The sequence below is a fragment of the Longitalea luteola genome, assembly GCF_017356035.1.
Taxonomy (GTDB): Bacteria; Bacteroidota; Bacteroidia; order Chitinophagales; family Chitinophagaceae; genus Niastella; species Niastella luteola.
Genome location: NZ_JAFIQX010000006.1, coordinates 64585 through 91091 on the forward strand (window position 1 = coordinate 64585; position 26507 = coordinate 91091).

The 26507-nt window shown below is 46.4% G+C and carries 21 protein-coding genes; 12 read left to right on the forward strand and 9 right to left on the reverse strand.

Annotated features, from left to right (window positions below; genetic code table 11):
• Positions 1 to 35: 35 nt before the first annotated feature.
• A complete protein-coding gene (locus JUB15_RS16235; protein ID WP_207513552.1) occupies positions 36 to 926 on the forward strand; it encodes a DUF1338 domain-containing protein in 891 nt (296 codons plus the stop codon).
• 107 nt (positions 927 to 1033) lie between these two features.
• Positions 1034 to 1771 carry a ThuA domain-containing protein gene (locus tag JUB15_RS16240; protein WP_207513553.1) on the forward strand — a complete coding sequence of 246 codons (738 nt, stop codon included), beginning with the start codon at positions 1034 to 1036 and terminating at the stop codon, positions 1769 to 1771.
• Positions 1772 to 1965: 194 nt separating this feature from the next.
• On the opposite strand, the gene JUB15_RS16245 is transcribed toward JUB15_RS16240, so the two are convergent.
• The 4 genes from JUB15_RS16245 to JUB15_RS16260 form a co-directional block, all read right to left on the reverse strand.
• Positions 1966 to 4410: a CehA/McbA family metallohydrolase gene (locus JUB15_RS16245; protein WP_207513554.1), complete on the reverse strand. Its 2445-nt coding sequence runs from the start codon at positions 4408 to 4410 to the stop codon at positions 1966 to 1968.
• A 93-nt stretch (positions 4411 to 4503) separates the two neighbouring features.
• Entirely contained in the window at positions 4504 to 5583 is a 1080-nt protein-coding gene (locus JUB15_RS16250) for a YeiH family protein (protein WP_242696376.1), read from the reverse strand.
• Between the two features lie 3 nt (positions 5584 to 5586).
• Positions 5587 to 6477, reverse strand: a complete 891-nt coding sequence (locus JUB15_RS16255; protein ID WP_207513555.1) for a LysR family transcriptional regulator — start codon at positions 6475 to 6477, stop codon at positions 5587 to 5589.
• A 24-nt stretch (positions 6478 to 6501) separates the two neighbouring features.
• On the reverse strand, positions 6502 to 7284 hold the full coding sequence (locus JUB15_RS16260) for a hypothetical protein (protein ID WP_207513556.1): 783 nt from the start codon (positions 7282 to 7284) through the stop codon (positions 6502 to 6504).
• Between the two features lie 526 nt (positions 7285 to 7810).
• Here JUB15_RS16260 and JUB15_RS16265 point away from each other — a divergent pair.
• Entirely contained in the window at positions 7811 to 8500 is a 690-nt protein-coding gene (locus JUB15_RS16265) for a cell division ATP-binding protein FtsE (RefSeq protein WP_205509711.1), read from the forward strand.
• On the opposite strand, the gene JUB15_RS28795 is transcribed toward JUB15_RS16265, so the two are convergent.
• Both JUB15_RS28795 and JUB15_RS16275 read right to left on the reverse strand, forming a co-directional pair.
• The gene (locus JUB15_RS28795) at positions 8481 to 9602 is read right to left on the reverse strand and encodes a glycosyltransferase family 4 protein (protein ID WP_207513557.1); all 1122 of its coding nucleotides are present in this window, start codon (positions 9600 to 9602) and stop codon (positions 8481 to 8483) included. The genes JUB15_RS16265 and JUB15_RS28795 overlap by 20 nt on opposite strands.
• A gap of 3 nt (positions 9603 to 9605) precedes the next feature.
• A complete protein-coding gene (locus tag JUB15_RS16275; RefSeq protein WP_242696377.1) occupies positions 9606 to 10691 on the reverse strand; it encodes a glycosyltransferase in 1086 nt (361 codons plus the stop codon).
• A gap of 305 nt (positions 10692 to 10996) precedes the next feature.
• On the opposite strand from JUB15_RS16275, the gene rpsO reads away from it, so the two are divergent.
• The 5 genes from rpsO (at position 10997) to JUB15_RS16300 (ending at position 16461) form a co-directional block, all read left to right on the forward strand.
• Positions 10997 to 11269, forward strand: a complete 273-nt coding sequence (gene rpsO / locus JUB15_RS16280) for a 30S ribosomal protein S15 (RefSeq protein WP_205509713.1) — start codon at positions 10997 to 10999, stop codon at positions 11267 to 11269.
• Positions 11270 to 11444: 175 nt separating this feature from the next.
• Positions 11445 to 13592 (forward strand): polyribonucleotide nucleotidyltransferase, encoded by a 2148-nt coding sequence (gene pnp, locus JUB15_RS16285; protein WP_207513558.1) that lies wholly within the window; start codon positions 11445 to 11447, stop codon positions 13590 to 13592.
• Between the two features lie 182 nt (positions 13593 to 13774).
• Positions 13775 to 14590 (forward strand): 50S ribosomal protein L11 methyltransferase, encoded by an 816-nt coding sequence (gene prmA / locus JUB15_RS16290; RefSeq protein ID WP_207513559.1) that lies wholly within the window; start codon positions 13775 to 13777, stop codon positions 14588 to 14590.
• A 79-nt stretch (positions 14591 to 14669) separates the two neighbouring features.
• Positions 14670 to 15329, forward strand: coding sequence for a glycerol-3-phosphate 1-O-acyltransferase PlsY (gene plsY / locus JUB15_RS16295; RefSeq protein ID WP_207513560.1), 660 nt, complete (start codon positions 14670 to 14672; stop codon positions 15327 to 15329).
• A 310-nt stretch (positions 15330 to 15639) separates the two neighbouring features.
• Positions 15640 to 16461 (forward strand): M48 family metallopeptidase, encoded by an 822-nt coding sequence (locus JUB15_RS16300; RefSeq protein WP_207513561.1) that lies wholly within the window; start codon positions 15640 to 15642, stop codon positions 16459 to 16461.
• 91 nt (positions 16462 to 16552) lie between these two features.
• Here the strand turns inward: JUB15_RS16300 and rsgA are convergent, their stop codons facing one another.
• Positions 16553 to 17611 carry a ribosome small subunit-dependent GTPase A gene (gene rsgA / locus JUB15_RS16305; RefSeq protein ID WP_207513562.1) on the reverse strand — a complete coding sequence of 353 codons (1059 nt, stop codon included), beginning with the start codon at positions 17609 to 17611 and terminating at the stop codon, positions 16553 to 16555.
• Positions 17612 to 17833: 222 nt separating this feature from the next.
• A complete protein-coding gene (locus JUB15_RS16310; protein WP_207513563.1) occupies positions 17834 to 18166 on the reverse strand; it encodes a hypothetical protein in 333 nt (110 codons plus the stop codon).
• A gap of 140 nt (positions 18167 to 18306) precedes the next feature.
• Between JUB15_RS16310 and JUB15_RS16315 the strand changes: the two genes are divergently transcribed.
• Positions 18307 to 20139, forward strand: a complete 1833-nt coding sequence (locus JUB15_RS16315; protein WP_207513564.1) for an RICIN domain-containing protein — start codon at positions 18307 to 18309, stop codon at positions 20137 to 20139.
• A gap of 352 nt (positions 20140 to 20491) precedes the next feature.
• On the forward strand, positions 20492 to 20938 hold the full coding sequence (locus tag JUB15_RS16320; protein ID WP_207513565.1) for a hypothetical protein: 447 nt from the start codon (positions 20492 to 20494) through the stop codon (positions 20936 to 20938).
• A 286-nt stretch (positions 20939 to 21224) separates the two neighbouring features.
• Here JUB15_RS16320 and dnaG read toward each other — a convergent pair whose 3' ends face one another.
• Entirely contained in the window at positions 21225 to 23228 is a 2004-nt protein-coding gene (dnaG, locus tag JUB15_RS16325; protein ID WP_207513566.1) for a DNA primase, read from the reverse strand.
• 427 nt (positions 23229 to 23655) lie between these two features.
• Between dnaG and JUB15_RS16330 the strand changes: the two genes are divergently transcribed.
• Together JUB15_RS16330 and fusA2 are read left to right on the forward strand one after the other, a co-directional pair.
• Positions 23656 to 24045, forward strand: coding sequence for a hypothetical protein (locus JUB15_RS16330; RefSeq protein WP_207513567.1), 390 nt, complete (start codon positions 23656 to 23658; stop codon positions 24043 to 24045).
• A 259-nt stretch (positions 24046 to 24304) separates the two neighbouring features.
• Positions 24305 to 26440 carry an elongation factor G2 gene (fusA2, locus tag JUB15_RS16335; RefSeq protein WP_207513568.1) on the forward strand — a complete coding sequence of 712 codons (2136 nt, stop codon included), beginning with the start codon at positions 24305 to 24307 and terminating at the stop codon, positions 26438 to 26440.
• Positions 26441 to 26507 lie beyond the last annotated feature (67 nt).

The following is a 26507-nucleotide window of genomic DNA, read 5'->3' on the forward strand; positions in this document are numbered from 1 at the left end:
TGCGAATTAAAAACAAAAACTATATTCTAATAGATATGTCCACTTTAGATAATGTATTATCCGGCCTGATGTCCCGCTACCGTGAACGGGTACCGGCTGTATCGGGCATTGTGAATGCCATGATAAAGGAAAACATCATACAACAACCATCCGATATTGAAAATGACCATATTGCATTTCGTACTATGGGCGTCCCTCACCTGGGCATCCAATCCCTGGAAAAGATCTTTTTGCATTATGGCTATCAGAAAAGGGACTACCTCCATTTCCCGGAAAAGAAACTGGATGCTTACTGGTATGCGCCGCCATCCCCGCAATATCCCCGTATTTTCATAAGTGAGCTGCGGGTCAATGACCTGTTGCCCGAAATACAACAGATCATCGCCAGTTATACCAATGAAGTGACGGCCGATCCGGTTGAACAGCTAAACCTGGATGATGCAAAGGCGGTAGATCAGTTCCTGCACAGCGGCTTGTGGCGTTTGCCCACCTGGCAGGATTTTGAAGCGCTGGGCAAACAAAGCGAATATGCAGCCTGGGTCATTTACAACCGGTATTACCTGAACCATTTTACCATCAGCGTACATAATCTCAAAGAAGGCTATAACACGGTAGCCCAATTCAACGAGTTCCTAGAGCGCAACGGATTTACATTAAATAATGCAGGGGGAAAGATAAAGACCAGTCCGGATGGCGGCTTGTTGCAAAGTTCTACAGTGGCCGAAATGATCGATGCCCGGTTTGCCGGTGGCGACGTTCATAAAATATCCGGTTCGTATGTAGAATTTGCCGAAAGACGCGTATTGCCGCAATTTGCGCATTTGCCGAAAGACCAGCTCAGGCGCGAGCACCGCCGTGAAGGGTTTGAAGCCGGCAATGCGGATAAAATATTTGAAAGTACGTACAGCTCGCAAACCAACCGGTAGAGCTGCCAGGTGTGCCACACTTTGAAAGTGTGGCACACCTCCGATTCTCTTATGCTTTAATTTGGTATCTTACGGGGCCGTATCACTGCATTAAAAAATTTAAATACATGAAGAAAACGACAGTAGTTTGCCATTTGCTTTTTATATTGAACGCTTTTATTTCCCTTTCCTGCAAAGTAGATCCCCCGGCGAGAGACAAGGTGCTGGTATTTTCAAAAACAGCCGGCTTTCATCACAAATCAATCGGTGTAGGCATGAAAACCATCCAGGAACTGGGCATGAAATACAAATTCGATGTAGATACCACTACTGACTCAACTAAATTCGTAAGCAGCAACCTGAAGCAATATTCCGCCGTGATCTTTTTAAACACTACCGGCAACGTATTGAGTGATGAGCAACAGACAGCCTTTGAACAATACATAAAAGGGGGCGGCGGATTCATGGGGGTGCATTCAGCAACAGATACCGAGTATGAATGGCCCTGGTATGGCAAACTGGTAGGCGCTTACTTTAGAAACCATCCGCAGATCCAGGAAGCGGTGTTAAAAATCAACGACCCCAAACACATTGCCACCAGTCATTTACCCAACCCGTGGAAAAGGACTGATGAATGGTATAATTTCAAGAATATTCAAAGCGATCTGCACGTGCTTATTTCCATAGATGAAACATCTTACAGTGGTGGAGGCAACGGCGCCAATCACCCTATGGCCTGGTATCATAATTATGATGGCGGGCGGGCTTTTTATACCGCATTAGGACATACAGAGGAATCTTATGCCGATCCTTTGTTCCAACAGCATTTGTGGGGCGGCATTCAATATGCGATGGGAAAGAAGTAAGAACCTTGTATACGAAAGTTATGAAATATCGCCATTCATTAAATCATTGCTTTTATCGATTTTCGTCACTGTAAGCGGGCCCTGCCCTGAAATGGTCATGGGCAGCAGTATTACAAGGCAATGTAAAAGGGTACTATTGTTTTCATCGCCGCCGATATAACACAAAAGTGGAATTGATAAAATAGCCTTTGCAATTATTGGCCTGTCTTTATGATCTCTTCATACACTCTTTCAGCACTTTTATAGGCTTCCTCTGCTGCATTCCTCTCTACAGGCCTGATATTGGCCTGTTTCATTTTCCAACACTGCTGTAAGGCGCGTTTACACCATTCCGCACTTTTTTTCAGCCGAACATGCTGGTTGTTCACTGACACAAAAACGGGATTGGTATGAGCGCTGGGATAAATTCTCAATGCTACCCAGGCCGGCCCGTTCAAGGTGTAGTTAAAGCGGATATCCTTCCATTGTCCATCCGCGACAATTTCAGTGGTATCAACGGGTATTCCGTTCACGATCAGTTCTACAGGCACTTTTCGCGATCTTCCGATACGCGCACGTTCAATATGCCAGTAAGGCTGCCGGTCTATGGGCCTTTGTGCAAGGGCGGACCCATATTCGTCCTGCTGAACCGGAAGTTTGGCCACCACTTTTGCCCGAACGGTTACAGGCTCGCTGCCGTTAAGGTTTAACTCGCTGTTGCGTGTGCCTGCTTCCACATCGTTTACTGAAAAGTCAATGATGTGCGCATTGCCTTCCGACACATAGGATCTTCCTTCTTTGATGGCCTTAACATAGCCGGCGTAACTTAAAGCGCTATCGCTTTTAAAATAACTTCTTGCCATGCCCACTCTTTCATCATATACACAGGGAAAATCTGTTTCGCCGCTCAATCTTGTTCTGAATCCGCAATTGAGGGTGTGGTACCACATATTCAGCTCCCAGGGGGCAGGCGTATCGCCTGCACTATAAAAATCCAACAGGTTTTTGGTGACCGTTACAATGTATTCATTAGCTCCTATGCCATCCATTTTCGGCGTAATATCATTCGGAAGCGATGTAGTTGCCTGCATAGGTTGCAGTCCGTTTCCCGAATGGGCATAACCGGTAATAGCGCCCTGCGACCGCGCCCATTGTAATACGGGTAGCGTCCAGCTGGGCCAGTCTTCAATTTGTTGGGTGCCGGGATAATCGTCTTCTTTCAGTTGCAACAATACCAGGTGTCCGGCATGTGAAGAGGGAAATCCCGATACTTCCACATCGTAGCGCATTACATTGTCAGGGGTGGATAACGAATCTGTGTTACCTGTAAAAAACTGCTTCTGGTGATACCATCCGGGGCCCCAGGCCAATACAGCTGCGATGCCCAGGTCTTCCCCCAGTACCTGTCGCCACATGTCTGGTGGTTTTACGCCTTCTTCCGGACTTTCATAATGACTGCACCCGGCAGCATGCACGTGGTGGTCGGCGCTGTACCAGCCCAATCGGGCCATATGCACCCAGCGCTTTAACTGAAATAAAAGCTGTACGGAATCAACGCCTTTGGGGACCGTGATCTCTTTTGTTTGCTCTATATACTCAGGCCCCCGGGTAAAATGAACGGTATACTTTCCCGGTGGCAGCAATACATGTTCGCCATCTTTGCGATACACCTGGGGTTGAAAGAAGAAATCAGGGTATTCGTCAAAAGCGGCAACCCGTCGCGACGGAAGGGGATAAATGCCTGTGAGCCGGGCCGGAACGGTATATCCGGTTGCCGGCAGCCAGGACTCCCAGTACTCCAGCTGGGCGCTGGTAAATCGGTAATCGATATCCGACCGGTTAATGGCCTTTGCAGAATCATCGATGATGCGCTCGATGCCATCGGAAAAAATAAAAGAAGCCATGGCGGGGGATCCATCTTCATCCTTCACATTCAATTGCACCTTTACTGAAGGAAGTATATTGAATAAAATGCTTATGGTGTTCCTAAAACCGATATCCTGCGTTCCCTGGCCGATATTGAATCCAATTTCTGCTTCGCGTTGTCCTGCATCTTTACTGTACAACTGTACTACAGCATATTCCAGTGCAAGGCCTGAAAGATGGGGTAGCAGCGGCCTGTTACGATATAGGTTGATCTCGAGGAACCGGTTGGCTACCTGGCCGGGCGTTAACAGGTTCTTTTCCATTGCCCGCTGGTTAAAAGTAGATACATGCAGTACCGGTTGTGCATGTACGCTTTCTGCGTTTAACTGCGCCGTAACGCCGGCTTCATTGTGCACTTTAACCAGAAAGCTTGTCCACCCATGCTGCATTAGCCTCGCCATGGCTGGTCCCCTGGTTATTTTTACCCGGGCTTCCGGATTGATATTCACCATGGCAATACAATATGGATCGAGGATGCGCTGCACCTGTTTCACGGTTTCTTTGGTGAGGGGTTTATGCTGCAGGGCGTTCAATTGTTTTACCGCTGACGGCGACAGCGAGCTGCCCAAAAATGTAAGGGCCTCATTCAGGCGGAAGGCTTGTGCCAGCAACGGCTGCGGTTCTACAGCCGGAATAAGGGGAAGCGCATTGTTCATTGCGCCGGAATTGTGCTGTGCATGCAAAGAATATGACAGGCATAACATTATGAAAGACAGGATGTGATATTTCAGCATGGCAACCCTTTTTCTAATGAAGAAATGATTAACTGCAAAGGGATACGGATGCTGCGAGGAGAACACAAAAGTAGGTAATTGGGATATTCGCCGTTAATGTAAATAAACAATGGTAACCAAAGTGGCCATTGAAATGATCAACCACAAAATAAGTCCCTGTACAACGGGTTTCCAGCCAACCGACATAACCGTTTTGCCTGAGAGACCGCAACCGATGAGGAAGAGGGTGACCGTAAGCGCGCCCTTTGAAATGGTGACAATAGCGTTACTGATATTTTGCATGGCAGGTACATGCGTATTCAAACAAATGGCCGCTACAAAGAACCCGATAAAATAAGGGACTTTGATCCGGCCCCCTTTATTTTTGAAGATCAGCATACTGAAAAATGCTACCGGAATGATCCATAATGCCCGCACGAGTTTTACGGTGGCGGCTATTTCGAGGGCTTCATTTCCATATTTAGTGGCGGCACCTACCACTGAGCTGGTATCATGAATGGCCAGGGCGCACCACAACCCGAATCTTGTTTGATCGAGCGACAAATAATGCCCAACCAGCGGAAACAATACCAATGCACTGGCATTTAATATAAAGATGGTACCCAGGGCAACACTTATTTGTTTTTCGTCTGCTTTTATTACCGGTGAAATGGCAGCAATGGCGCTGCCGCCGCAGATGGCTGTACCTGCCGCAATAAGATAGCCTGTTTTGGCATTGATCTTAAAAATGCGGCCAATTAAAATACCAACGATCAGCGTACCAAATATAGACGCGACTGTCAAAAGGAATCCGTCTTTGCCCGCATCCAGGGCAGTGGTTACATTCATGTTGAAACCCAGTCCCACGACAGATGCCTGCAGTAAAATATGTGTGACTTTATGGTTCAAATGCAGATAGGGGTGCCCGATAAACTGGGCAATGACCAATCCCAATAATAAGGCCACGGGAGGAGAGATGAGTGGTGAAACGCAAAAAACAAGGGCCAGTAAAAAGATCAGTTGCCGGGTGGTAATGCCCGCCCTACTGAACTTCGTCCGGACGAGGCTTTTATCTAAAAATGTTCTTCTGCCGTTTTGCGTTAGTTTATCCTTTTCCATCTTGCTTGTATTCATTCCAGGCACAAAGGTGGAACACAAAGCACCGGCAAAGAAATCAATAGATGTAATGTTCAATAACTAAAAGTTATCAGACGACATGAATTTCATGAACAACGCCGGCAGCGGTTGTTTATCGCCCTGTTGCTTTACGAAGTAAAAAGACCTTTCGATAGTAAAGTCTTTTATATCGATAACAGTTAGCTCGTTGCTTTTTAATTCTTTCAGGATGGAATGAATGGAAAGAAACGCAAAGCTATCGGAGCTGGATAAATAGGACTTAATGCTTTCCGTACTTTCCAGCACCATATCAACTTTCAATTTCGAAGCGTTGAGGCCCGCCTTTTTTAAAGCGGTGGTGATCACTTCCTGCGAACCGGAGCCCTGTTCCCGTATCAGCAAGGGTAACTCCTTTAACATCGCCAGGGAAATAGATTGCTTTTTTATGAACGGATTGCCCGTTCTGGTGCACAGTACCATTTCATCTTTCAGGAATGGAAGATACTTGAGTTGTGGCCGTCTTGATTGTCCTTCTATTATCCCAAAATCAATTTTATTGGTAATAAGGGCGTTTTCAATAAACTCCGTATTGTTTGTTGTAAGAGCAATTTTAATATCAGGGAATTTTTGTTTGAACGAGGCCAGGTATTTAGGCAACACATATTGAGCTACAGTAGTACTGGCGCCTATGCGAATGGTTCCTTTTACATTTTCATTGATGGCGGCCAACTCAAACTCTATCTTTCTATAGATCTCGAACAATTGCTCTGCGTATTCCATCAAAGCAGCGCCTGCGGGCGTCAGTTTGATCCGGGTGCCGTTCCGCTGAAACAACTGCGTTTTGTAATAGGTTTCAATTTCGTGAATATGCTTTGTTACCGCTGGTTGTGTAATGAACAGCTCATCCGCCGCTTTTGTAAAATTCAATCTCCGGGCAACGGTATAAAAAACTTTAAGTCGAAAGTCGAACATGGTCCAATAATACACAAAATATAATCATTCTACCCCAATTACCTTCGCCCCGCCAACATATTTTACCGGTTCAATATCGTTTCGCTGCATAGTGCCAAAGGCTATGCCCAGGCCAACCAGCGTGCTGCATGAGGTGTATGCTGTGTCGGGTTTTATCGTCAGTTGGCTGCCCGCAGCAGGGGCGTTCACGGGTAACCACTGTGTATTTGCAATCTCAGGCCCATACCACTGATCTCCCTCAGTCCTGTACCTGGTACCAGTAAAAAACAGATCGGGCACTGGTCCTGCCACTGCAATGAACTGGAACCAGTCATAATTGCCCGGCACTATAAAATTGATACCTGGTATTAAAGCAGGGATATTGATAGTCACCAGGCCTTTTTCTTTTTGCATAAGACAGGATACAGGCGTTCTTACAATGGATTCAAATAAGTACCGGCGGTTTAATGTAAACCCTTCCAGTAACCGGGGCTCCTTTGAGATCAAAATATGCCGTTTTCCCAAATCGCTTTCCCCATCCATTTCCTGAATGGGTTTCAGCAACGCGTTTAACGGACCGGTAATATTATAATCAGCGAGAAAAAGCAGGGGAGACAAGATATCTTTTATATGCCGCACAGCTTTAGCCCTTCCACCAAATTCATTGTTATTGCGGCGGGTGTTCGCAAACGCTGGAGAATGCTTTACCTTCTTTCTGGAAGGGCCACCTTTTTTGCGCACAACGATCTTGTTTGTACCACGCATTTTATAAAAGCTGAGGTTCTGCAGGGAACCTGTAAACTGAATTGTACCTTCTAACAGTGCCATATATGTATTGGTTTAATGGTGAATGAATTTGCGTTTTGGGATACCAGTCACATATTATAGAAACAACTAAATGGCATGATTGTACTAAACTGTAGATATTCCGGATCTAAAAAGAGGGGAGATAACAGCGGGACAACTCGGGGATATCTCCGGAATATCTCAATTTCTCCTATGAATACAAATAGGGGTTCCTGCGATGGAATGGTCAATGGTGAATGGTCAATGGTGAATGGTGAACAGGCCCCTGTATGGCGGGGCGCCCGTCTGATTTTTGCCCTCTGATGGTCCGGATTATCGCTTCCAACTATTTGCTGACATAAAAAATTAACAATATATTACAGCCCAAACGAGCCATTGCTAACCAGCCTTTAACCCCGCTATAAATGCCTGACCTGTCAGGCAATTGAGACCTGGAAAACGACATACATAACTGAGTTTATTCACATTATACCGGATAGTGGTGGTAAAACACAAACTACAGAACTGAAGCGAATTGCTTATTTTTGTTTCAACTTAACGGATCAGTATGCAGGAGAACATCATTGACCTACGGCACGTAAATATCTATCAGGGGAACAATCTTGTTTTACAGGATGTAAATTTTAAAGTTCAGAAAGGGGAGTTCGTGTACCTGGTTGGAAAAACAGGCACCGGTAAATCGAGCCTGTTAAAGACCATGTATGGCGACCTGCGCCTGAAAGAAGGGGATGGTACAGTTGTTGGCTTCAACCTGCGGGAAATGGACTGGAAAAAAGTGCCTTTCCTTCGCCGTAACCTGGGCGTAGTGTTCCAGGATTTTCAGTTGCTCACCGATCGTAACGTAAACGATAACCTGCGTTTCGTACTCCGGGCCACCGGCTGGAAAGACGAAAAGCTGATGGATGAAAAGATCATCGACGTGCTGGATAAAGTCGGCCTGAAGGCCAAAGGCTTCAAGATGCCGTTTGAGCTCAGTGGCGGTGAACAACAACGCGTTGATATTGCCCGCGCCCTGCTCAATTCGCCCAAACTGATCCTGGCCGATGAACCCACCGGAAACCTCGACCCCGAAACATCCGATGAGATCATGCAGCTGCTGTTCCATATCTCCCGCGATTATGGTACTGCCATAGTAATGGCCACGCACGACTATATCGTTATCAATAAATACCCGGCCCGCACGGTTCGTACCGAAAGAGGCCGGGTGATCGACAACGCTAAAATATCCATTGAATAAGACGCTGGGCGTTGCGCTTGTTATCGAATGTTGACAGCAATAATGTGTTCCGCAAACGGATCTCTTCTTCTGCAAATGGCTGCCGGTATAATTGTACAACCAGGCTTTTGAAAGCATTGGCGTTCGTCCCGATATGACAGGCCGATTCAAGCCCTGTGCTTTGTACCGTAGCTTCATTCACTACGCAATGCCGCCCGTTGAACAGTGCATTCAGCAGCTTCAGCTTTACTCCGGTTACATTAAAGGATGGAAGGATGTTTATCTGCGCTTTTCCGATCATATCCTGCATTTCCTGCTCGGAAGGATCAGCCACCAGGCAGGTATTCCGGTGATTGTTGGCAATGCGCTGTAATTTTTGGGAAGGATTTTTTCCTGCGATCACCAACGGCACCTTCAGATCGTCGAACACTTTTTCCATCAGCCAGATGGCGGCCTGCTCATTTTCAATGACCGACAAATTCCCGTGGTACAAACAAAAACAACCCACGCCCTCGGGCGCCGATACCTGGGTATATGGTAAGAACACCGGTAAGGTGGCCACTTTTTCAGCGCCGAACTCCTTGCGGTAGGTATTGGTATCCTGGTCTGATACGGCCAATACCAGTCCCTTGTTGGCAATGGCTTTTTCGTATTGCTTCAGCAGCCTGCTTTCGTTCAGGTAATACATTTTGCGAAAAAGCGAATGGCTGGCACGGAACAACTGCTTATAATATTTATACTCTACATTATGCAGCCGCAAAATTATTTTCCGGTTGTTGAACCGATCGTCGTGTAACAGATAGCTGCAATGTACGCCCTCCAGTAAGATGGGATGGGAATCTTTCAATAGCCGTTCTTCCAGTTGGGCATTGGTGCGGGAAGCTACGATGTAAGGCAATTTATGAGAGAAGCCCTTATGTCCGCATTGCCGGGGATAATACTGTACCTCTGCACAATACTGTTCCAGTTCGGGCTGTTGTGGCCGTTTGTGTTCAAAACAATGTAAATGGATACGGATGCCTTGCTGATACAGCGCTACCAGTTTATAAAACAGGTCAAAATAGCCGCCATGATCAACAGGGTAGGGTACGTCGAATGAGATAATATGTAAATGCTTTTCCACTGGCTAGATTATATTTTTATAGAACTCCAATAGCTTTTTTTCTTCCTGCTGCCAGTTAATGGCTTCTCGTGCCTGTAAACAATTCTGTTGCAAACGGGTATATAATTTTTTGTTATTTAATAGTTCATTCAGCCCCCTGGCTATTGTTTCAGGGAGCAGGTCGTTAATTAGAACAGCCACATCGTGCTGATTGTTTATTTCCCGGTAAGCCGGGTAATTTACACACAATTGCGGCAGCCCGGCATGCAGGTAATCGAAGAACCGGTTTCCCAGCGAATGGTAGTTGTTCAGGCCATTGTTTTCGAACAAGGTGACCCCCGCCCAGGCCTGCAAAGTATATTGTCGCAATTCGGCCGGCAGAATACGGCCTTTAAAGATCACTTTATCAGTAAGTGCGTGTTCCTTTACCAGTTGTTGGGCGCTTTGCATAAAATTTCCGTCACCACAAATGACAAGCCGGGCGTTCACCTGTTTCATGGCAGGTATCAGCGTTTCAAAACTTCGGCCTTCGTTCACCGCTCCCTGGTAAAGGATGTATTTTTCCGGTTTTTCGGGTATGGTAATGGGATGTAGAACCGGCACATTCCGAATTACGGCATATTGCACCTGGTACAGCCGGTAAAACTCATGGGCAATGGCGTCATTGACGGTATAGCCGTGTTTGAACTTAGGCACCGTGAATTTTTCAACCTTTTTCCAGATGCGGTAAACCGCCGGCCGGTTGACCACTTCCTTCATTTCGCAAAATAATTCATGGGCATCATACACCCGGGGTATGGCCTTCAGCTTCGATATAAAATAAAAAGGAAGGATCGTATCAAGGTCGATAGCGCAAACGGCATGGGCCTTTTTGAATAATAAATAGAAAAACAACCGGAGGTTATATTCCAGGTAACTGATCTTGCCGGTCGTGAAAAAACAATACAGCCTTTTTTGCTGAAAAGAGCGGGGTACCAGGGCAGGGGAGCCGGTCCAGCGGCGTCCGATGAGGGTTACCTTATAACCGGCTTGCGCCAGGGAAGTACAGATGCGTATCATCCGCTGGTCATAGTTGAGTTCATTGGTTACAGCAAAAACCAGGTGTTTCATTTGGCCGGTAAAGGGTTCTAAAGTTTGTATTTGTTTGAAAATGAATGTTTATGCTGGCTACCTTGCAGTTACAGGTTCCCGGTTACAAGTTACAGGGACTTTGCTGAATAATCAGGGTGTCAACACTTTGAGCCTTGGAACCTGAAACCTGCAACCTGGAACCCGAAATAGCGAGGCAAGCTATTGAACGCGAAAATAGTCTTTTAAAAAAATTTTCCCCATACTATCCACTCAATTAGAATTTATTATATACCTTTGCCGCCAAATTAAGAAGAAAATTTTTGGATGTCTTTAAACAAATTGAGATGCCTTATTTAACAAAAGAGAAAGTTTCGAGCATTTTTGCACAATATGGTGGCGATGCTAAAAACACAGGTTCCGTAGAGGGACAAATCGCGTTGCTGACAGAACGCATCAACAGTATTTCTTTACACCTTCAACAGAACAAGAAGGATTTCTCAACTCACCGCGGTCTGATGACAATGGTGGGTCAACGTAAACGCCTTCTCAACTACTTAAGCAAGCATAACCTGCAAGGTTACCGCGCTTTAATTGAAAAACTTGGCATCAGAAAATAAGTGTATATTATAATAAACAACTATTCCCAACTGAACGACGGTTGGGAATAGTTGTTTTTGCTATACTTTTTTTTCTGAACTTGTTGCTTTAATAACCTGGTTGCTGATGAACGTCAGGCTCTACATCCCACCTATGCCGAAGGGTATCAGCTGCCATAAACTACAATTTTAGAATATGCTCTCTCAACCAATTAGCGTAACTTTTGATATAGGGGGCGGACGCGAGGTTTCTATTGAAACCGGCCGCCTGGCCCGTCAGGCAGACGGAGCCGTAACGGTTCGCCAGGGCAATTGCATCTTGCTGGCCACTGTTGTTGCCAATAAAGAACCCAAGGAAGGACAGGAATTCTTTCCCCTGGTAGTAGATTATATGGAAAAATTTGCGGCTGCCGGCCGTATCCCCGGTTCGTTCTTCAAACGCGAAGGAAAACTGAGCGATTATGAAGTACTTGTAAGCCGGTTGATCGACCGCGCTTTGCGCCCGCTTTTTCCGGAAGATTATTTCTGTGACGTTCAGGTGCTGGTAACACTTATTTCCAGCGATAAAGAAGTTATGCCCGATGCGCTGGCCTGCCTGGCGGCATCTGCAGCACTGGCCGTTTCAGATATTCCCATTAAAGAAATCATTTCTGAAGTACGTATAGGCCGCGTGGAAGGTCAATACATCGTAAACCCCACCCGCAGCGAACTGGCCAACGCCGACATGGATTTCATGATCGCCGCCACCGACAAGAACCTGATGATGGTGGAAGGTGAATCTGAAGAATGCAGTGAAGAAGACCTGGTGAAAGCACTGGAAATTGCGCATGATGCCATTCGCCTTCAGATCAAAGCCCAGGAAGAACTGCGCGCCAAAGTGGGCGTACAGGGCAAACGGGAATACACCAAACCCGAGCAGAATGCTGAGCTGCAACAAAAAGTGATCGATTTTGCAAAAGATAAGATCTACCAGATCGCCCGTGGTGCTTCTGCCAAACATGACAGGAACGACGCCATCGATAACCTGAAAAAAGAATTGATCGAAAGCCTTGGCGAAGAAGCTGAAGATGAAGTAAAGAAAAAAGCCAAGAAATATTTCGACGACCTGCAATGGGAAGTGGTTCGTAACATGATCCTCGATGACCGCATCCGTCTGGATGGCCGTCAGCTCGACCAGGTGCGTCCGCTGAACATGGAAGTAGATATTCTGCCTTCTCCACACGGATCGGCGTTATTTACCCGTGGTGAAACGCAGTCTTTAACCACAGTTACCTTAGGTACGCCGCTGGATGAGCTGCTGGTTGAAAGCGCCGCCACTTCTGATTATACCAAATTCATTCTGCATTATAACTTCCCGCCCTTTTCAACCGGTGAAGTGAAGATGATGCGTGCGCCCGGCCGCCGCGAAGTTGGTCATGGTAACCTGGCCATGCGTTCGCTGAAACAAATGATGCCGGGTAACGAATATCCTTACACCGTTCGCGTGGTAAGCGATATCCTGGAATCGAATGGTTCTTCTTCTATGGCTACCGTATGCGCCGGTTCACTGGCGTTGATGGATGCCGGTGTACCCATTCCCAAACACGTAAGTGGTGTGGCCATGGGATTGATCACCCGCGCCTCTGATGGTAAATATGCCATTCTTACCGACATCCTGGGCGATGAAGATCACCTGGGTGATATGGACTTCAAAGTAACCGGTACCCGCGAAGGTATTTGCGGTGTGCAAATGGATATCAAGATAGACGGTTTAAGCATGGATACCATGCGTGAAGCGTTGGCGCAAGCCCGCAACGGCCGCCTGCACATCCTCGATGCCATGTATGAATGTATTGCTGAAGCAAGAGCTGAGGTGAAACCACATGCACCGAGAATGGAAAAACTGTTCATCGACAAGGAATTCATTGGCGCTGTGATCGGACCCCAGGGTAAGATCATCCAGGAGATCCAACGTGAAACCGGAACCACCATCAACATCGAGGAAATCGGTAACTATGGTGAGGTGAGTATCTTCAGTCCGGCCAAGGAAGGCCTTGAAAAAGCCGTTGCCTGGATCAAAGGCATCGTTGCTGTTCCTGAAGTAGGTTCAGTGTACGAAGCCACCGTGAAAGGCATTAAGGAATTCGGCGCCTTTGTTGAATTCCTGCCTGGCAAACAAGGTTTGTTACACATCAGTGAGATCAGCTGGAAACGCCTCGAAAGTATGGAAGGTGTGCTGAAAGAAGGCGATAAACTGAAAGTGAAACTGATAGGCATCGATCACAAGACCGGCAAATTCAAACTGAGCCGTAAGATCCTGATGCCAAAACCGGAAGGCAGAAAGCCTGAATCGCCGGCGTCATAAAAGCCAACAGGCAATAGACAATAAGCAATAGGCAAAAAATACAAAGGTCTGTAACTAAAATTGCAGGCCTTTTTTTATTTAAGCTGTGCCGTTTCAGGTGTGCCACAGTTTAGAAGTGTGGCATACCTTACAGCTCTATCACTTAGAAAGCGTGGCACACCTGACACCCCAATTTTTCAACTATGCAGAACTACATCCATATCAAATTCCAACCTGTAACCAGGGAACAACAGGAGATCCTGATCGCACAATTAAACGAACTGGGCTATGAAGGATTTGAAGAAGGTTTCAATTACATTTCTGCCTATATACCAGAAGGGCAGTTCAATGAAGCAGCTACCTATGAATTAACAGCAGGTACTGACGCTGCTGTTTCCAAAGAAGTAATTGCACCCCGCAACTGGAATGAAGAATGGGAACAGAATTTTCACCCGGTCATCATCGACGACTTCTGCGGCATCCGCGCGCATTTTCATGCGCCTTTACAACAGGTACAGCACGAGATCATCATCACCCCTAAAATGAGCTTTGGAACGGGGCATCATGCCACCACGCACCTGATGATAGCGTCCATGCAGCAGCTATCCTTCACCGATAAAACCGTACTTGATTTTGGCACCGGCACGGGTGTTCTGGCAATACTGGCTGAAAAGCTGGGAGCAAAGCCGATACTCGCAATAGATAACGATGAATGGAGCATTAATAATGCAGAAGAGAATATAGCGCTTAATCACTGTTCAAACATTACCATTCAGCAGGCAGATACTTTAGACATGTCAACTGAATTCGATATTATTTTGGCCAATATCAATAAGCATGTTCTTATTGCAAATATGCATGCAATTAAACAACATTTAACATTGGATGGCGTTGTAATAATGAGCGGACTTTTGATCGGGGACAGACCTGATATTGAAAAGTCGGCTAAGGATAGTGGATTATCAGTGCTTGCCAGTAAGACGAGGGGCGATTGGATGTGTTTACTGTTAAAAAAATAATAACTGCAAGATGCTGATAGTTACCAATTAATTAACTTTTTTTCCATATTTTCGTCATCTAACTTCAACCAACTATTCAATGAAAGAAGCTTTACTCATTGTAATAGCATATTTGATCGGCTCTATTCCAACAGCAGTTTGGGTTAGTAAAGCGTTTTTTGGAATCGATATCCGTGAATATGGCAGCGGAAATGCCGGTGCTACCAATACTTTCCGTGTTTTAGGCTCCCGCTGGGGCACTTTTGTCATGATCATTGACATGTTAAAGGGCGTAGCCGCCACCAGTCTTTACATTTTGCTTCCTTATTATATGAGTGGCGGCAATGAATGGGACCGCACCAATTTTATGGTAGGTCTCGGTTTAGCCGCTGTATTAGGCCATATTTTCCCGATCTGGGCCGATTTCCGGGGCGGGAAAGGTGTTGCCACCCTTTTTGGAATGATCCTCGCCATTCAGCCTGTGGTGGCTGTGCTGTGCGTAGGCATCTTCCTCCTCGTTTTATACCTCACACGCTTCGTATCACTCAGTTCAATACTGGCCAGCATTGCATTCGCCGTTTTCATCCTGGTTATTTTTAATGAAAAGGAACCGTTATACCGGGCCTTTGCCATTGCGGTGGCCTTACTGGTAGTACTTACACATCAGAAGAATATTTCCCGCCTCTTGCGTGGCAGCGAAAGCAAAGTACCCATTTTAAAGTACCGCGACCGCCGCAGAGAACGTAGACGAAAGCAATAATAGTTTGTGGTTTATGGTTTGTGGTTTGTGGTTGTTCAATCTTTTGGACTCCCTACTATCATTTAACTCACGAACTGAATAACTTAAGAACTGAATAACTGCTTAAATGTGGAATTAATTCCCTCAGCTAAAATGTCTGCGTTGTTATAAAGCAAAGCTTTTGTGTAGTGCAATAATTTGATGTTGCCGTTTTCATTTTATAAGTTTGTTAAAGAATGAGTTACAAACTGCATAATTTGCAGTTATAAATTATCTGTCCGTACAGGTTGGTATAAGGATTGTTTAAATAAATAGAAGTAAACTTATAGAAATGAAACAAGTTATGCATAAAGTTATTATTGCTGCCGTGCTGGCAACAGGTATAACTTCCTGTTCCCAAAACTCTATCACAGGCAGGAACCAGCTTTCCCTTTACAACGAAGCCGACATTCAATCAATGGCTGCACAACAATACCAGCAGTTCCTGAGCCAGAACAAAGTCGTTAGCGCCAGCGCTAATAAAGATGCTGAAATGGTGCGCAGGGTAGGATCGAGACTGGTGGCAGCCATCAATCAATATTATTCTTCCAAAGGCCTTACACAGGAACTGGAAGGTTATAAATGGGAATACAACCTCGTTGATTCAAAAGAGGTGAACGCCTGGTGTATGCCCGGTGGTAAGATCGTCGTATACACCGGCTTATTGCCTATAACACAGAACGAAGCGGCCCTCGCGGTGGTGGTAGGCCATGAAATCGCCCACGCCCTCGCCAAACATGGTAACGAAAGAATGAGCCAGGCAACTGTTCAGCAGCTGGGAGGTGTAGCCCTGCAGACTGCCATCGCCAATAAAAGCGCCGCAGCCCAGAACCTTTTGCTCAGCGCTTATGGCATCGGTTCCAATGTAGGCGCATTATTACCTTTCTCGCGTAAACAGGAGCTCGAAGCCGACCGTTATGGTCTGATCTTCTCTGCTATGGCCGGTTACAATCCGCAGGAAGCAATTCCTTTATGGGAAAGAATGAAAGCAGCAGGTGGCAGCTCAAAACCACCGGAAATCTTAAGTACGCACCCGGCCGAAGATACCCGTATTGCCAAATTGAGGGATCTGATGCCTGAAGCCATGAAGTATTATAAACCGGTAGGCAAGTAGTAACTGGTTTTCCGGGATATAAGAATACAACTGATATTAAATGAAAAGACTGAGCGAAGTGCTCAGTCTTTATTTTTTGGCTAAAGGCCTGTCAATACTTCCTGTTCTTGCGGTGTTTAACCACCTGCTTTACCATCTTAGAAAACTGCCTTTCGTATCGCCGCTTGTCGGCTTCACTGGTCTGAAAGTGGTTTTGCTCACGCAACAATTTCAGGTAGCTGCGATATACAAGCTCGGGCAACACACCGTTATGAACGGCGGTTATGATGGCACAGCCGGGTTCATGCTGATGGCTGCAATTGCCAAACCTGCATAGCGGCGCCAATTCGTCAATCAGCGGGTGATTTACACCTTCGCCTGCTTCTGCGGTAACGCCGAACTCCCGCATACCGGGTGCGTCGATGATCATACTGCCATTAGGCAGCAATACTAGATGCCGCGCCGTGGTGGTATGTTTACCCTTGCTGTTGGCAGAGCTGGTAGTGCCCTCTTCCTGCACCTTACGCCCCAGCAGGCCGTTGAGCAGGGTGCTTTTGCCAACCCCCGACGATCCCAGCAGGATGTAGGTGTGGCGAGGCAGGAGGAATTGGCTGATGAGCTCATTCAGCTGTGCGGGGTTTAATGCAGAAGTGAGCACCACCGGACAGTTGTACCCCAGCTCCTGCACCTGTTGCCGGTAGATCTCCGGGTCAGGAACAAGGTCTGCCTTATTGAGAATGACGATGGGTTGAATATTGCACTGTGCGATCTGCTGCAGGTAGCGTTGCAGCCGCATGAGGTTATAGTCGCGGTCGAGCCCCTGCACGATGAGCGCTGCATCAATGTTGGCAGCGAGCACCTGCCTGGTACTTTGAGTGCCTGGTGCTTTGCGGCTAAGTTCATTGATGCGCGGCAGTGTATCGATAATGATCCCATCCTCTTCATAACATTTTACCAACACCCAATCGCCCACTTTAGGGTAGGCTTCCGGTTCGCGGCTGTTTATAAGGGCGCTTGAGAGTTGTGCATCCACGTTACCTGCTGCGGTGATCAAGAGGTGTTTAAATCCCTGGATAGACAGAACCCTGGCTGCTTCCAGGTCCTGAGACAGGTTTATTTTGGGATTAAGCATAATATACTCATTCCATCCGTACGACTGTAGTGTCGACATGATAATAACAATTTTTGCATTGCGTGTGCAGCACAGCACAGCAAAGCGGTTACAATAAATTAATTAAAGGCTTTATGACGCAGGCAAACGGAGTGTGTTAAAGCGAAATCGCTTTTTGGACCTGCGTTAGGCTACAATGATCGTCAGGAGATAATATGGTGATTGGCGTGTCATGAGGCACAAAGGTAATAATTTTAATGATGTTGACTACATCGTTATGCGTTATAAAAAAGTAGTTTTACGATTCGTTTTAGTAATAACCGAAGCAGCTCCACCTGAATGTGCATAACCAAGCCTGATAAAGCTCCTTTTTATGATCTTTATGATTAAAAGTGGCACATAGCTTGTTTTTCTATCCCCGGTTACATCAGGAACAGCATCTTCCCTAAAAGCTGTTATACTGTAGTGCGTGGTTAAGGTCGATTTTCTACCCGTTTTACCTGCCGGCTTCCCCACGCCGGTTTGAATAAGTATAGCAGTTCCGTTGAAAGGTCCATATATCCATTTATCGTGAAACGGCAAACGTGAAATGTTTTCCAGACTAATGTTCTTCACACACCTCATGCCGATTCAGCATGAAAGGAAGCTAACTGCTGCACACAGGCGAAACAGGCAGGCAGTCAGAAAGATCAAAACCAGGCCACTATTTCACGTTTCACGACTTACGTTTCACCTCATCATTAAACCCGTTTAATATGAGAAAGCGGAAATTGCTTGCCCTCACAACCGTGGGAATATTTTTGCAGCTATTGGTGCAGGCCCAACAAACCATTCTCGGTTTAGAAACTTATTTTGAAGAAGCGTACTGGCGATACCCGAATATTCCCAAAGGAGTACTGGAAGCAGCAGCCTATTCTGCCTCCCGTTTAACTAACCTGCAGCCATCCGCCGGCCAGGCAGACGTATGTACCGGTATGCCGCAACGGTATGGCCTGTACGCATTGATAGAAAATGGCCATGGTTATTTCAAGAATAATCTGCTCACCGTATGCCGGAACAGCGGCATCACGCCGGAACAATACAAAAAAGATGTGCGGTTACAGGTGCTGGCCGTTGCCAAATTCTTAAGCCGGGAGGCCAGTATGCGGCCGTTGGATATAAAGATCAATGCAGAGGGATTTGCCGTAATCTTCGATAAGCTGGCGGAATTTCCCGACGACAGTTCGGCTATCAACAAATATGCACTCGCCCTGTACAAATATGACATCTACGATCATTTGCGCAGCGGCTTCACCACGCCTTCACTCAAAAGAGCGCCGGTGAAAGTGCACTGGGAGCAACTGTTCCCCGCGCCATTGTTGCGCAAATTACAGGCGCCCGCCATACAGGTGCATGCAGCAAAAGACAGCGTGCTGTTTCAGGCAATCCCGGTAAATGCCGATGGCACCACTGTTTTCACCGCCAATCACATCCCCGACATTAGTAACATCCATGAAGCAACGGAAGCTGTTGAATCAGATTATACACCGGCTATTTATATTAAGGCGAATGCCGCCAACTACCAAAGTGGACGCAACGGAACAAAAATTTCGCATGTAACCATCCATACGGCCCAGGGCAGTTATGCAGCTGCTATTTCCTGGCTGCGGAATGCGAATGCACATCAATCAGCACATTACATCGTTCGTGCTTCAGACGGACAAATAACCCAAATGGTAAAGGAACACGATATGGCCTTGCATGTTCACACGGCCAATGCCTATACCGTCGGCGTGGAGCACGAAGGATATATGGAATACGGCAATAAATGGTATAGCGATAAAATGTACATGGCTTCGGCTGCCCTGGTACGTGATATCTGTATACGCCGCGCTATCGATGAAAGGTCATGCTTTCGCGGACCGGCTACAACAGCCACCAGCTTTCAAACCGCCGGCGTACATATAAAGGGCCATCAACACTACAGTGGTAATGCCCATGCCGACCCCGGTAAATACTGGAACTGGAATTTGTACGCCGATATGCTGCTGGAGAAATATGTAAAGGATGCTGATCCTGAAGTCGCGTTCAAGACCATTCCCAATGGCATTTATCGTATAACCAATGTCAACAGCAAAAAAGTATTAAACACCCGTGACTGTGCAGGTCACCCGTTAACGAAAATAACGCAAGGCGGCTGGACGGGCAGGGACTGTGAGCGCTGGCGCTTTGAATATGCGGGAGATGGCTGGTACAAGATCACCAGCCTGGTGAGCGGCCGGGCCATGGAAGTGCCGGGCGGCTCGCGCGAAAATGTACAGATCTATTTAAAAGACATCAAAGATCAGGATTGCCAGCTTTGGCGTATACTGGAAGCAGGTAGTAAAGGCGAGTTACGGCTGGTGAACAAGGCAAGCGGCAAAACGCTTGACGTTTTTGGCGGTTCCTTCAATAATGGCGCTGCCGTTTTGCAAACCGCCTGGGCCGGTAAAAGCCGCCAGAAATGGACATTGACAGCAGCACCATCGAAAGTGATGGCTGAGGAAGATAGCCATCGTTTCAGAAAGGTGCAGCTCGATTCAACGGAAGCGATGCCTGCGGCGAATTGATATAACGACAAGCGAATGCAGCACCGCTATGAACAGTAACAGGGCGTAAATGCGGGCATTTTGTCAAACAGACACATATTTAATATGCTTTATATAACCCTTAGTGAGGCCAGTATTGAAAGGCGCATAGAAAATCTAAGCTCTTTCTAATGTCTTTACCAGCAAGCTTCTTGAAGCTTGATGCTTATTGTTTTAGCGTTAAACCATCCTATAAATTTTAACAACCATTGGTGTGGATGGAATGATCTGCACCAATGTTGTTAAATTTTTTTTTATCTAGTGCCTAAATTTTCATACCTTTGCAATCCCGTCTATTTTTAAAACCTGAAAAGCTTATACAAAAACCTTCGGCATGTCGCAAAATTTGTTAGAAAAGCTTCAATTACAGGAAGAAAAAAACGTGTTAATCCAGGGTTTACCTTCCTCAATCGAGAAGCAATTTGCCAAATTATCGTTTGCCAAAAATGTAACACCACTGTTAAAAACCCGTAAGATCGACTTTGCTCTGGTGTTTGCAGTAAACGAAAATCAATTAAACTGCATTTTAAGGGATGTACTTCCCGCCCTTCAGGAAGGCGGCAAATTCTGGATTGCTTATCCAAAAAGCACTTCCAAAATTGCTACCGATCTGAACAGGGTATGTAGTTGGGATGGCGTTAGAAACGCAGGCTTTGATAACGCTGATGAAGTGGCTTTAGACCATGTGTGGACCGCTATCCGGTTCAACAAGGCTGTTGCCACCGTAAAAGCTGGCGGCAGAAAAAGAGTGGTTGCTCCTGCTCCGGCAATGGTAGACTAATTTTCCCGTGCATTATTTACATGTATCGTAAACTGTCTCATCACGACAGCTAATTAAATTTATTGCTTAACCCCGACCGGCTAATGCCAGCGTCGGGGTTAAATCGTTTTATGCTGAACCTGTCTGCCGGCAGGCAGGCGCTGAATGCCTAAGGCTTAACGCCTGCTCCCGTACTGGCATTTTGCGCCATTAGGCTGCACCTCGCGAAATCCCGGAAAGTAATGCGGGCAGCACTTCCGGAGTTCAGCATTCAGCGTTAAACCTTAGGCGTTAAGCGTTAAACGTTTTAAAGTTTTTTGAATACACTGCCGGTGAGCCTCGTAATTTCCATTTCCATTTCCTTGATGTGCAAATGCGGGGGAAGCAGTTCTAAAAACTTCTCGTAGGTATTGTTTGTCTCCAGGTCGGCCTGGTTCTGCTCTAATAACCGTTTTATTTTTTTAAGCTTAAGGTATTGCAGCGTCGACACTACATCATCTTTAAAGCCTTTCTCTTCTTTCATCAATGCCTTGTGCTTGTAGTCGATACCCAGGTATTTCCTAAAGCCCTGTTCGAGCGTGGCGAATACCTGTTTCTCTGCCTGCCAGTGATCGCTTAATTCATAAGGTGTATTCAATATAGACACCGCCAGTGTACTAACTTCATTGTCCTGGGAAAACACAAAATCCTTATCGGTAGGTTCCTGCATCTCGCTCAACATTTCGCGGTATAAATTCAGCACCCTGATAACCGCCTGGTTCTCGATCATTTCTTCCGCAATATCCTGTGAAAAGATATAGTCGGCTATTTTCATTTGAGAATCCCATTCTTTTGTTCCATGTTCCAGCAAGACCTTTACCAATGCTTTTTCCTGTAATTCATCTTTGAAGATCAGGTTAAAGCTTTCATCACTGTATTCAGCCGCAGCGCCGCGCATGGCATTATCTTCATACTGCTGCTCGATATCAGCCGGCTGCTGCCTGCTTTCGTCCCTGGCAATTTTTTCACGAATGAATTTATTCACCAGGTTAACCAGGCCCCCTTCTTCGATCCGTAACAACTCCGCACACTTTTTTATATAGTCCTGCTGTTTGGTAAAATCTTCCAGCTTGTTGATCTTGGCAATGGTTTCCGCTACCTGGTTTACAACGACCGCTTTTTTATTGGCATCATTGCCTACATCCTTCATTTGTACTTCCAGCTGAAATAAAATGAAGTCCTTTTTATTTTTATCGATAAACTCGCGGAAGGCGGCGGCGCCTACTTTATGCACATAGCTGTCGGGGTCTTCTTTATCAGGGATCAGCACCAGCTTTACATTCAAACCTTCTTCCAGCGCCATATCGAGCCCGCGCAAAGCCGCTTTAACCCCCGCCGCATCGCCATCATAAATGATGGTAAGATTGTTCGTGTACTTTTTAATAAGCCGCAGCTGGTCCATCGTGAGAGAAGTACCACCCGAAGCCACTACGTTCTCAATGCCGGCCTGGTGCAGCGAGAGCACATCGGTATATCCCTCCACCAGTAAACATTCATCGTATTTATCAATGGCCTGCCGGGCAAAATAAGTGCCGTAGAGGATCTTACTCTTAATGTATACTTCGTTTTCCGGCGTATTGATGTATTTAGGGGCTTTATCACTTTTACCAATAATACGCGCCCCGAAACCGATTACTTTACCGGTTTGATTGTGTACAGGGAAAATAATGCGGCCGCGATAATTGTCGAATGGCTTTCCATCGCGCACCACGACCAGGCCGCTTTTTTGCAGGTATTCGAGGCTGTATTGGGCAGCCAGTGCAGTTTGTGCAAAGACATCGCGGGTTTGTAAACAATAGCCGAGCTGAAAACGTTCGATGATCTCTTCGCGGAAACCACGTTCTTTTAAGTAGCTTAAGCCGATCGCCTGGCCTTCCTCGCTCTGCAACAGGTTCTCTGAGAAATACTGCCGTGCGAAATTATTCAGGATGAACAAACTGTCGGCCGTTTGCTGCATTTGCTTCACTTCCGGACTTACAGCCGTTTCTTCCACTTCAACATTGTATTTGGCCGCCAGCCAGCGCAATGCTTCTACATAAGAATACTTCTCATGCTCCATAATAAAGCTGATGGTATTGCCGCTACGGCCGCAACCGAAACATTTATAGATCTCCTTGGCAGGAGAAACGGTGAAGGACGGTGTCTTTTCTCCATGGAAAGGGCAAAGTCCCAGATAGTTGGCGCCCCGCTTCTTTAATTTTATGAAACTGCCTACGATTTCAATGATGTCTATGCGGCTAAGGATCTGCTGTATGGTTTGCTGACTGATCATCAGTAGCAAATTTAGGGTTCAATTGGTATTTCAAAGGAATTGATATTGGACAAGAAATGAAAGGGGCAGGGAAATTAGGCATTCGCAAACACAGGAAACATTTGGATCTCATAGATAGTGTGTACAACATCGAAAAAGACATCATCGAAAAGGGTGTTCCGTGTAAATAAAACACCCGCCGAACCTGCCTGCAGATCATGCTCCCACCAATCTAATGACTTACAGGTCATTGTATATATTCATTTACTGCATGCTGGAAAGTGATGTTGTAACAACCACTCCGGACGTTTTCAATATTGGGTTATTTTTTATGGTCGTTCTCCTGTTTTTATCGCAAATGTTTCTTAAATTTAATCAACCACACTATCAACGCCTTACCAACCAACTTTAGGAAGCTCTTTTATTTCTTCATTTAAAATTTTCTCCCATGGTAACAACAGATATCGCACAGCTATCAAGAGAATGCAATGCCTGGAGGGAGACATTGCGTTCTTACCGAGACGAATTCGGTCAACTTAAAAACCGCCTCCAGGATCTCGCGGGGCACCAAACCAACAGAGACGTACTCCTGGAAATTGAACACCTCGACAATCAGTTCCACATTCAGCTCATTAACATTCACGACCTCAAACAAGCCATTAAAAATCACCACCGCAGGCTCAATCACGAAATGGCTGAAAACAATAATGGGCAACTAACGGATGACACTACTACGGATCACGAAAAATTATTCAACGACTATCAGCAACTGGAAAATACCCTGCAGGAAGTAAAGCAGGAATTTTCGCATTTTGCGAGCCACATACAATACCAATAGGCAATTAGCAATTGACAACTGGCAAATGCTAATTAATATTGAAGAATTACACGACTGTTTTGGCTTCGAAGTTCTCCTGGCCCGTTACCATTATCTATAGCTCCTGAGCGAAGCCGTATGATTGCTTATTGTCTGTTGCCTGTTACCAATTGACTAACTCCCCCTGAATACAGCCAAAATGTCCTGCGCCGGCAGGCGAAGGACCGCATCCATACCTTTTTAAAACTATCTATTCTTCATTTTAAAAAAATTGTTTGCTATGGCTGAATTTGATACCTCACACGTAAAAAATGTGGTCTTGCTGGGCCATGCCGGCTGCGGCAAGACCACCTTAGCGGAATGCATGCTTTATGAAGCAGGCCTGATTACCCGCCGCGGCACCATTGCCGAAAGAAACACCATCGGTGATTACCATGAACTGGAACAGGAACGTGGTAACTCCATCTTCTCCAAACTTATGCATACCAAATGGCGGGGTTATAAGATCAACATTATTGATACCCCTGGTTACGACGATTTTGTGGGCGAAGTGATTTCAGCCCTCCGCGTGGCTGACACCGGTGTAATGGTGATCAATGCCGTGATGGGCGTTGAAGTGGGCACTGATATCATTTGGGAATACACGGAACAATTTAAAACGCCGATGATCTTCGCTGTAAACAAACTCGACGAAGACAACGCCGATTTTGACAGAACCATCCGGGAAGCAAAAGCCCATTTTGGCAACAAGGTAGTGGTAGTACAATATCCACGGCAGCAGGGAGCGGGTTTTCATGAGATCATCGATGTGCTGCGCATGACGATGTATAAATTCAAGGATACCGGCGGCAAACCCGAAAAGCTGCCCATTCCTGAAGAAGAACGCCAGCGTGCCGATGAGTTGCATAAGGAGCTCATAGAGGCGGTGGCCAGCAATGATGAATCGCTGATGGAAAAGTACTTCGACAAAGGCGAACTGGATGAAGATGAATTGAAGACGGGCATGAAAAAGGCTATGATCAACCACGACCTGTTTCCCTTGTTCTGCCTGTCGGCCGAACGGAATATGGGGAGTGGCCGGTTAATGGGCTTTATCGACAATGTTTGTCCGAGCGCCAATGAAATGCCACCGCAAGCCACTAAAAGCGGGCAATCCCTACCATGTGATGCAAACGGTCCCGCTTGTCTGTTCATATTTAAAACCATTAGTGAACCCCATGTGGGTGATCTTTCCTTCTTCAAAGTGTATTCGGGCACTGTACAAAGTGGTATGGAACTGGAAAATGAGACCACCGGCGTCACCGAAAAACTGAACCAGTTATTCCTGGTGGAAGGGAACAAACGCACGAACATTTCGGAGCTGGTTGCCGGCGACATTGGGGCAACGCTGAAACTGAAAAATACGCATGTTAACAATACCCTGCATGTAAAAGGGAAGAACTACGAACTCGATTCCATAGAATTCCCGCCCCCCAATATGTCGGTGGCCATCGAAACGTTGAAAAAAGGGGAGGAAGAAAAATTATCGCAGGCATTGCATCAGCTTAAAGAAGAAGATCCAACGCTCATTGTGGAGGTTTCACCTGAACTGAAACAAACGCTGATCCATTGCCAGGGCGATATGCACCTGGCTGTAGCCAAATGGAAAATAGAGCATTTACATAAAGTAGAAGTAAAATTTGTAAAGCCCCGCATCCCGTATCGGGAAACCATTCGCCGCAGTGCCGAAGCCAACTACCGGCATAAAAAGCAGAGTGGGGGCGCCGGCCAGTTCGGTGAAGTGCATCTGCGCATAGAACCCTGGTATGAAGGCATGCCCGACCCCCAGGGATTAACCGTTCGGGGCCGCGATGTGCATGACCTTGACTGGGGCGGTAAACTGGTATATTATAACTGTATTGTAGGCGGTGCGATCGACAATCGTTTTCAGCCGTCGATCTTAAAAGGCGTTATGGAAAAAATGCAAACAGGCCCGCTGACCGGGTCATATGTGCGGGACGTCCGGGTATCGGTTTATGACGGCAAAATGCACCCGGTTGACAGTAATGACATTTCCTTCAAGATCGCCGGTTTAATGGCATTTAAACAGGCTTTCCAGCAGGCTGATCCGCAGATCCTGGAACCGGTTTACCAGGTAGAGGTACTTTGTCCCGATGACCTTACCGGCGCCGTTATGGGCGACCTGCAAAGCCGCCGCGCCGTGGTAGAAGGCATCGATACACAGGGACATTTCCAGAAAGTGATCGCCAAAGTGCCGCTGGCCGAAATGGATGGATACTCTTCATCGCTTCGCTCAATCACACAGGGACGCGCCAAGTTCACCATGAAGTTCTTCGACTACCTGCCTGTTCCGTTTGAAGAACAGCGCCGGTTGATTGACGATTATTCGAAGACAGCGAAGGAAGAACTTGTGTGATGCGTTAATTTGCTAATGTGCTAATTAGCTAATGGAATACAATGCTGATTATTGATTTCAGACGGTC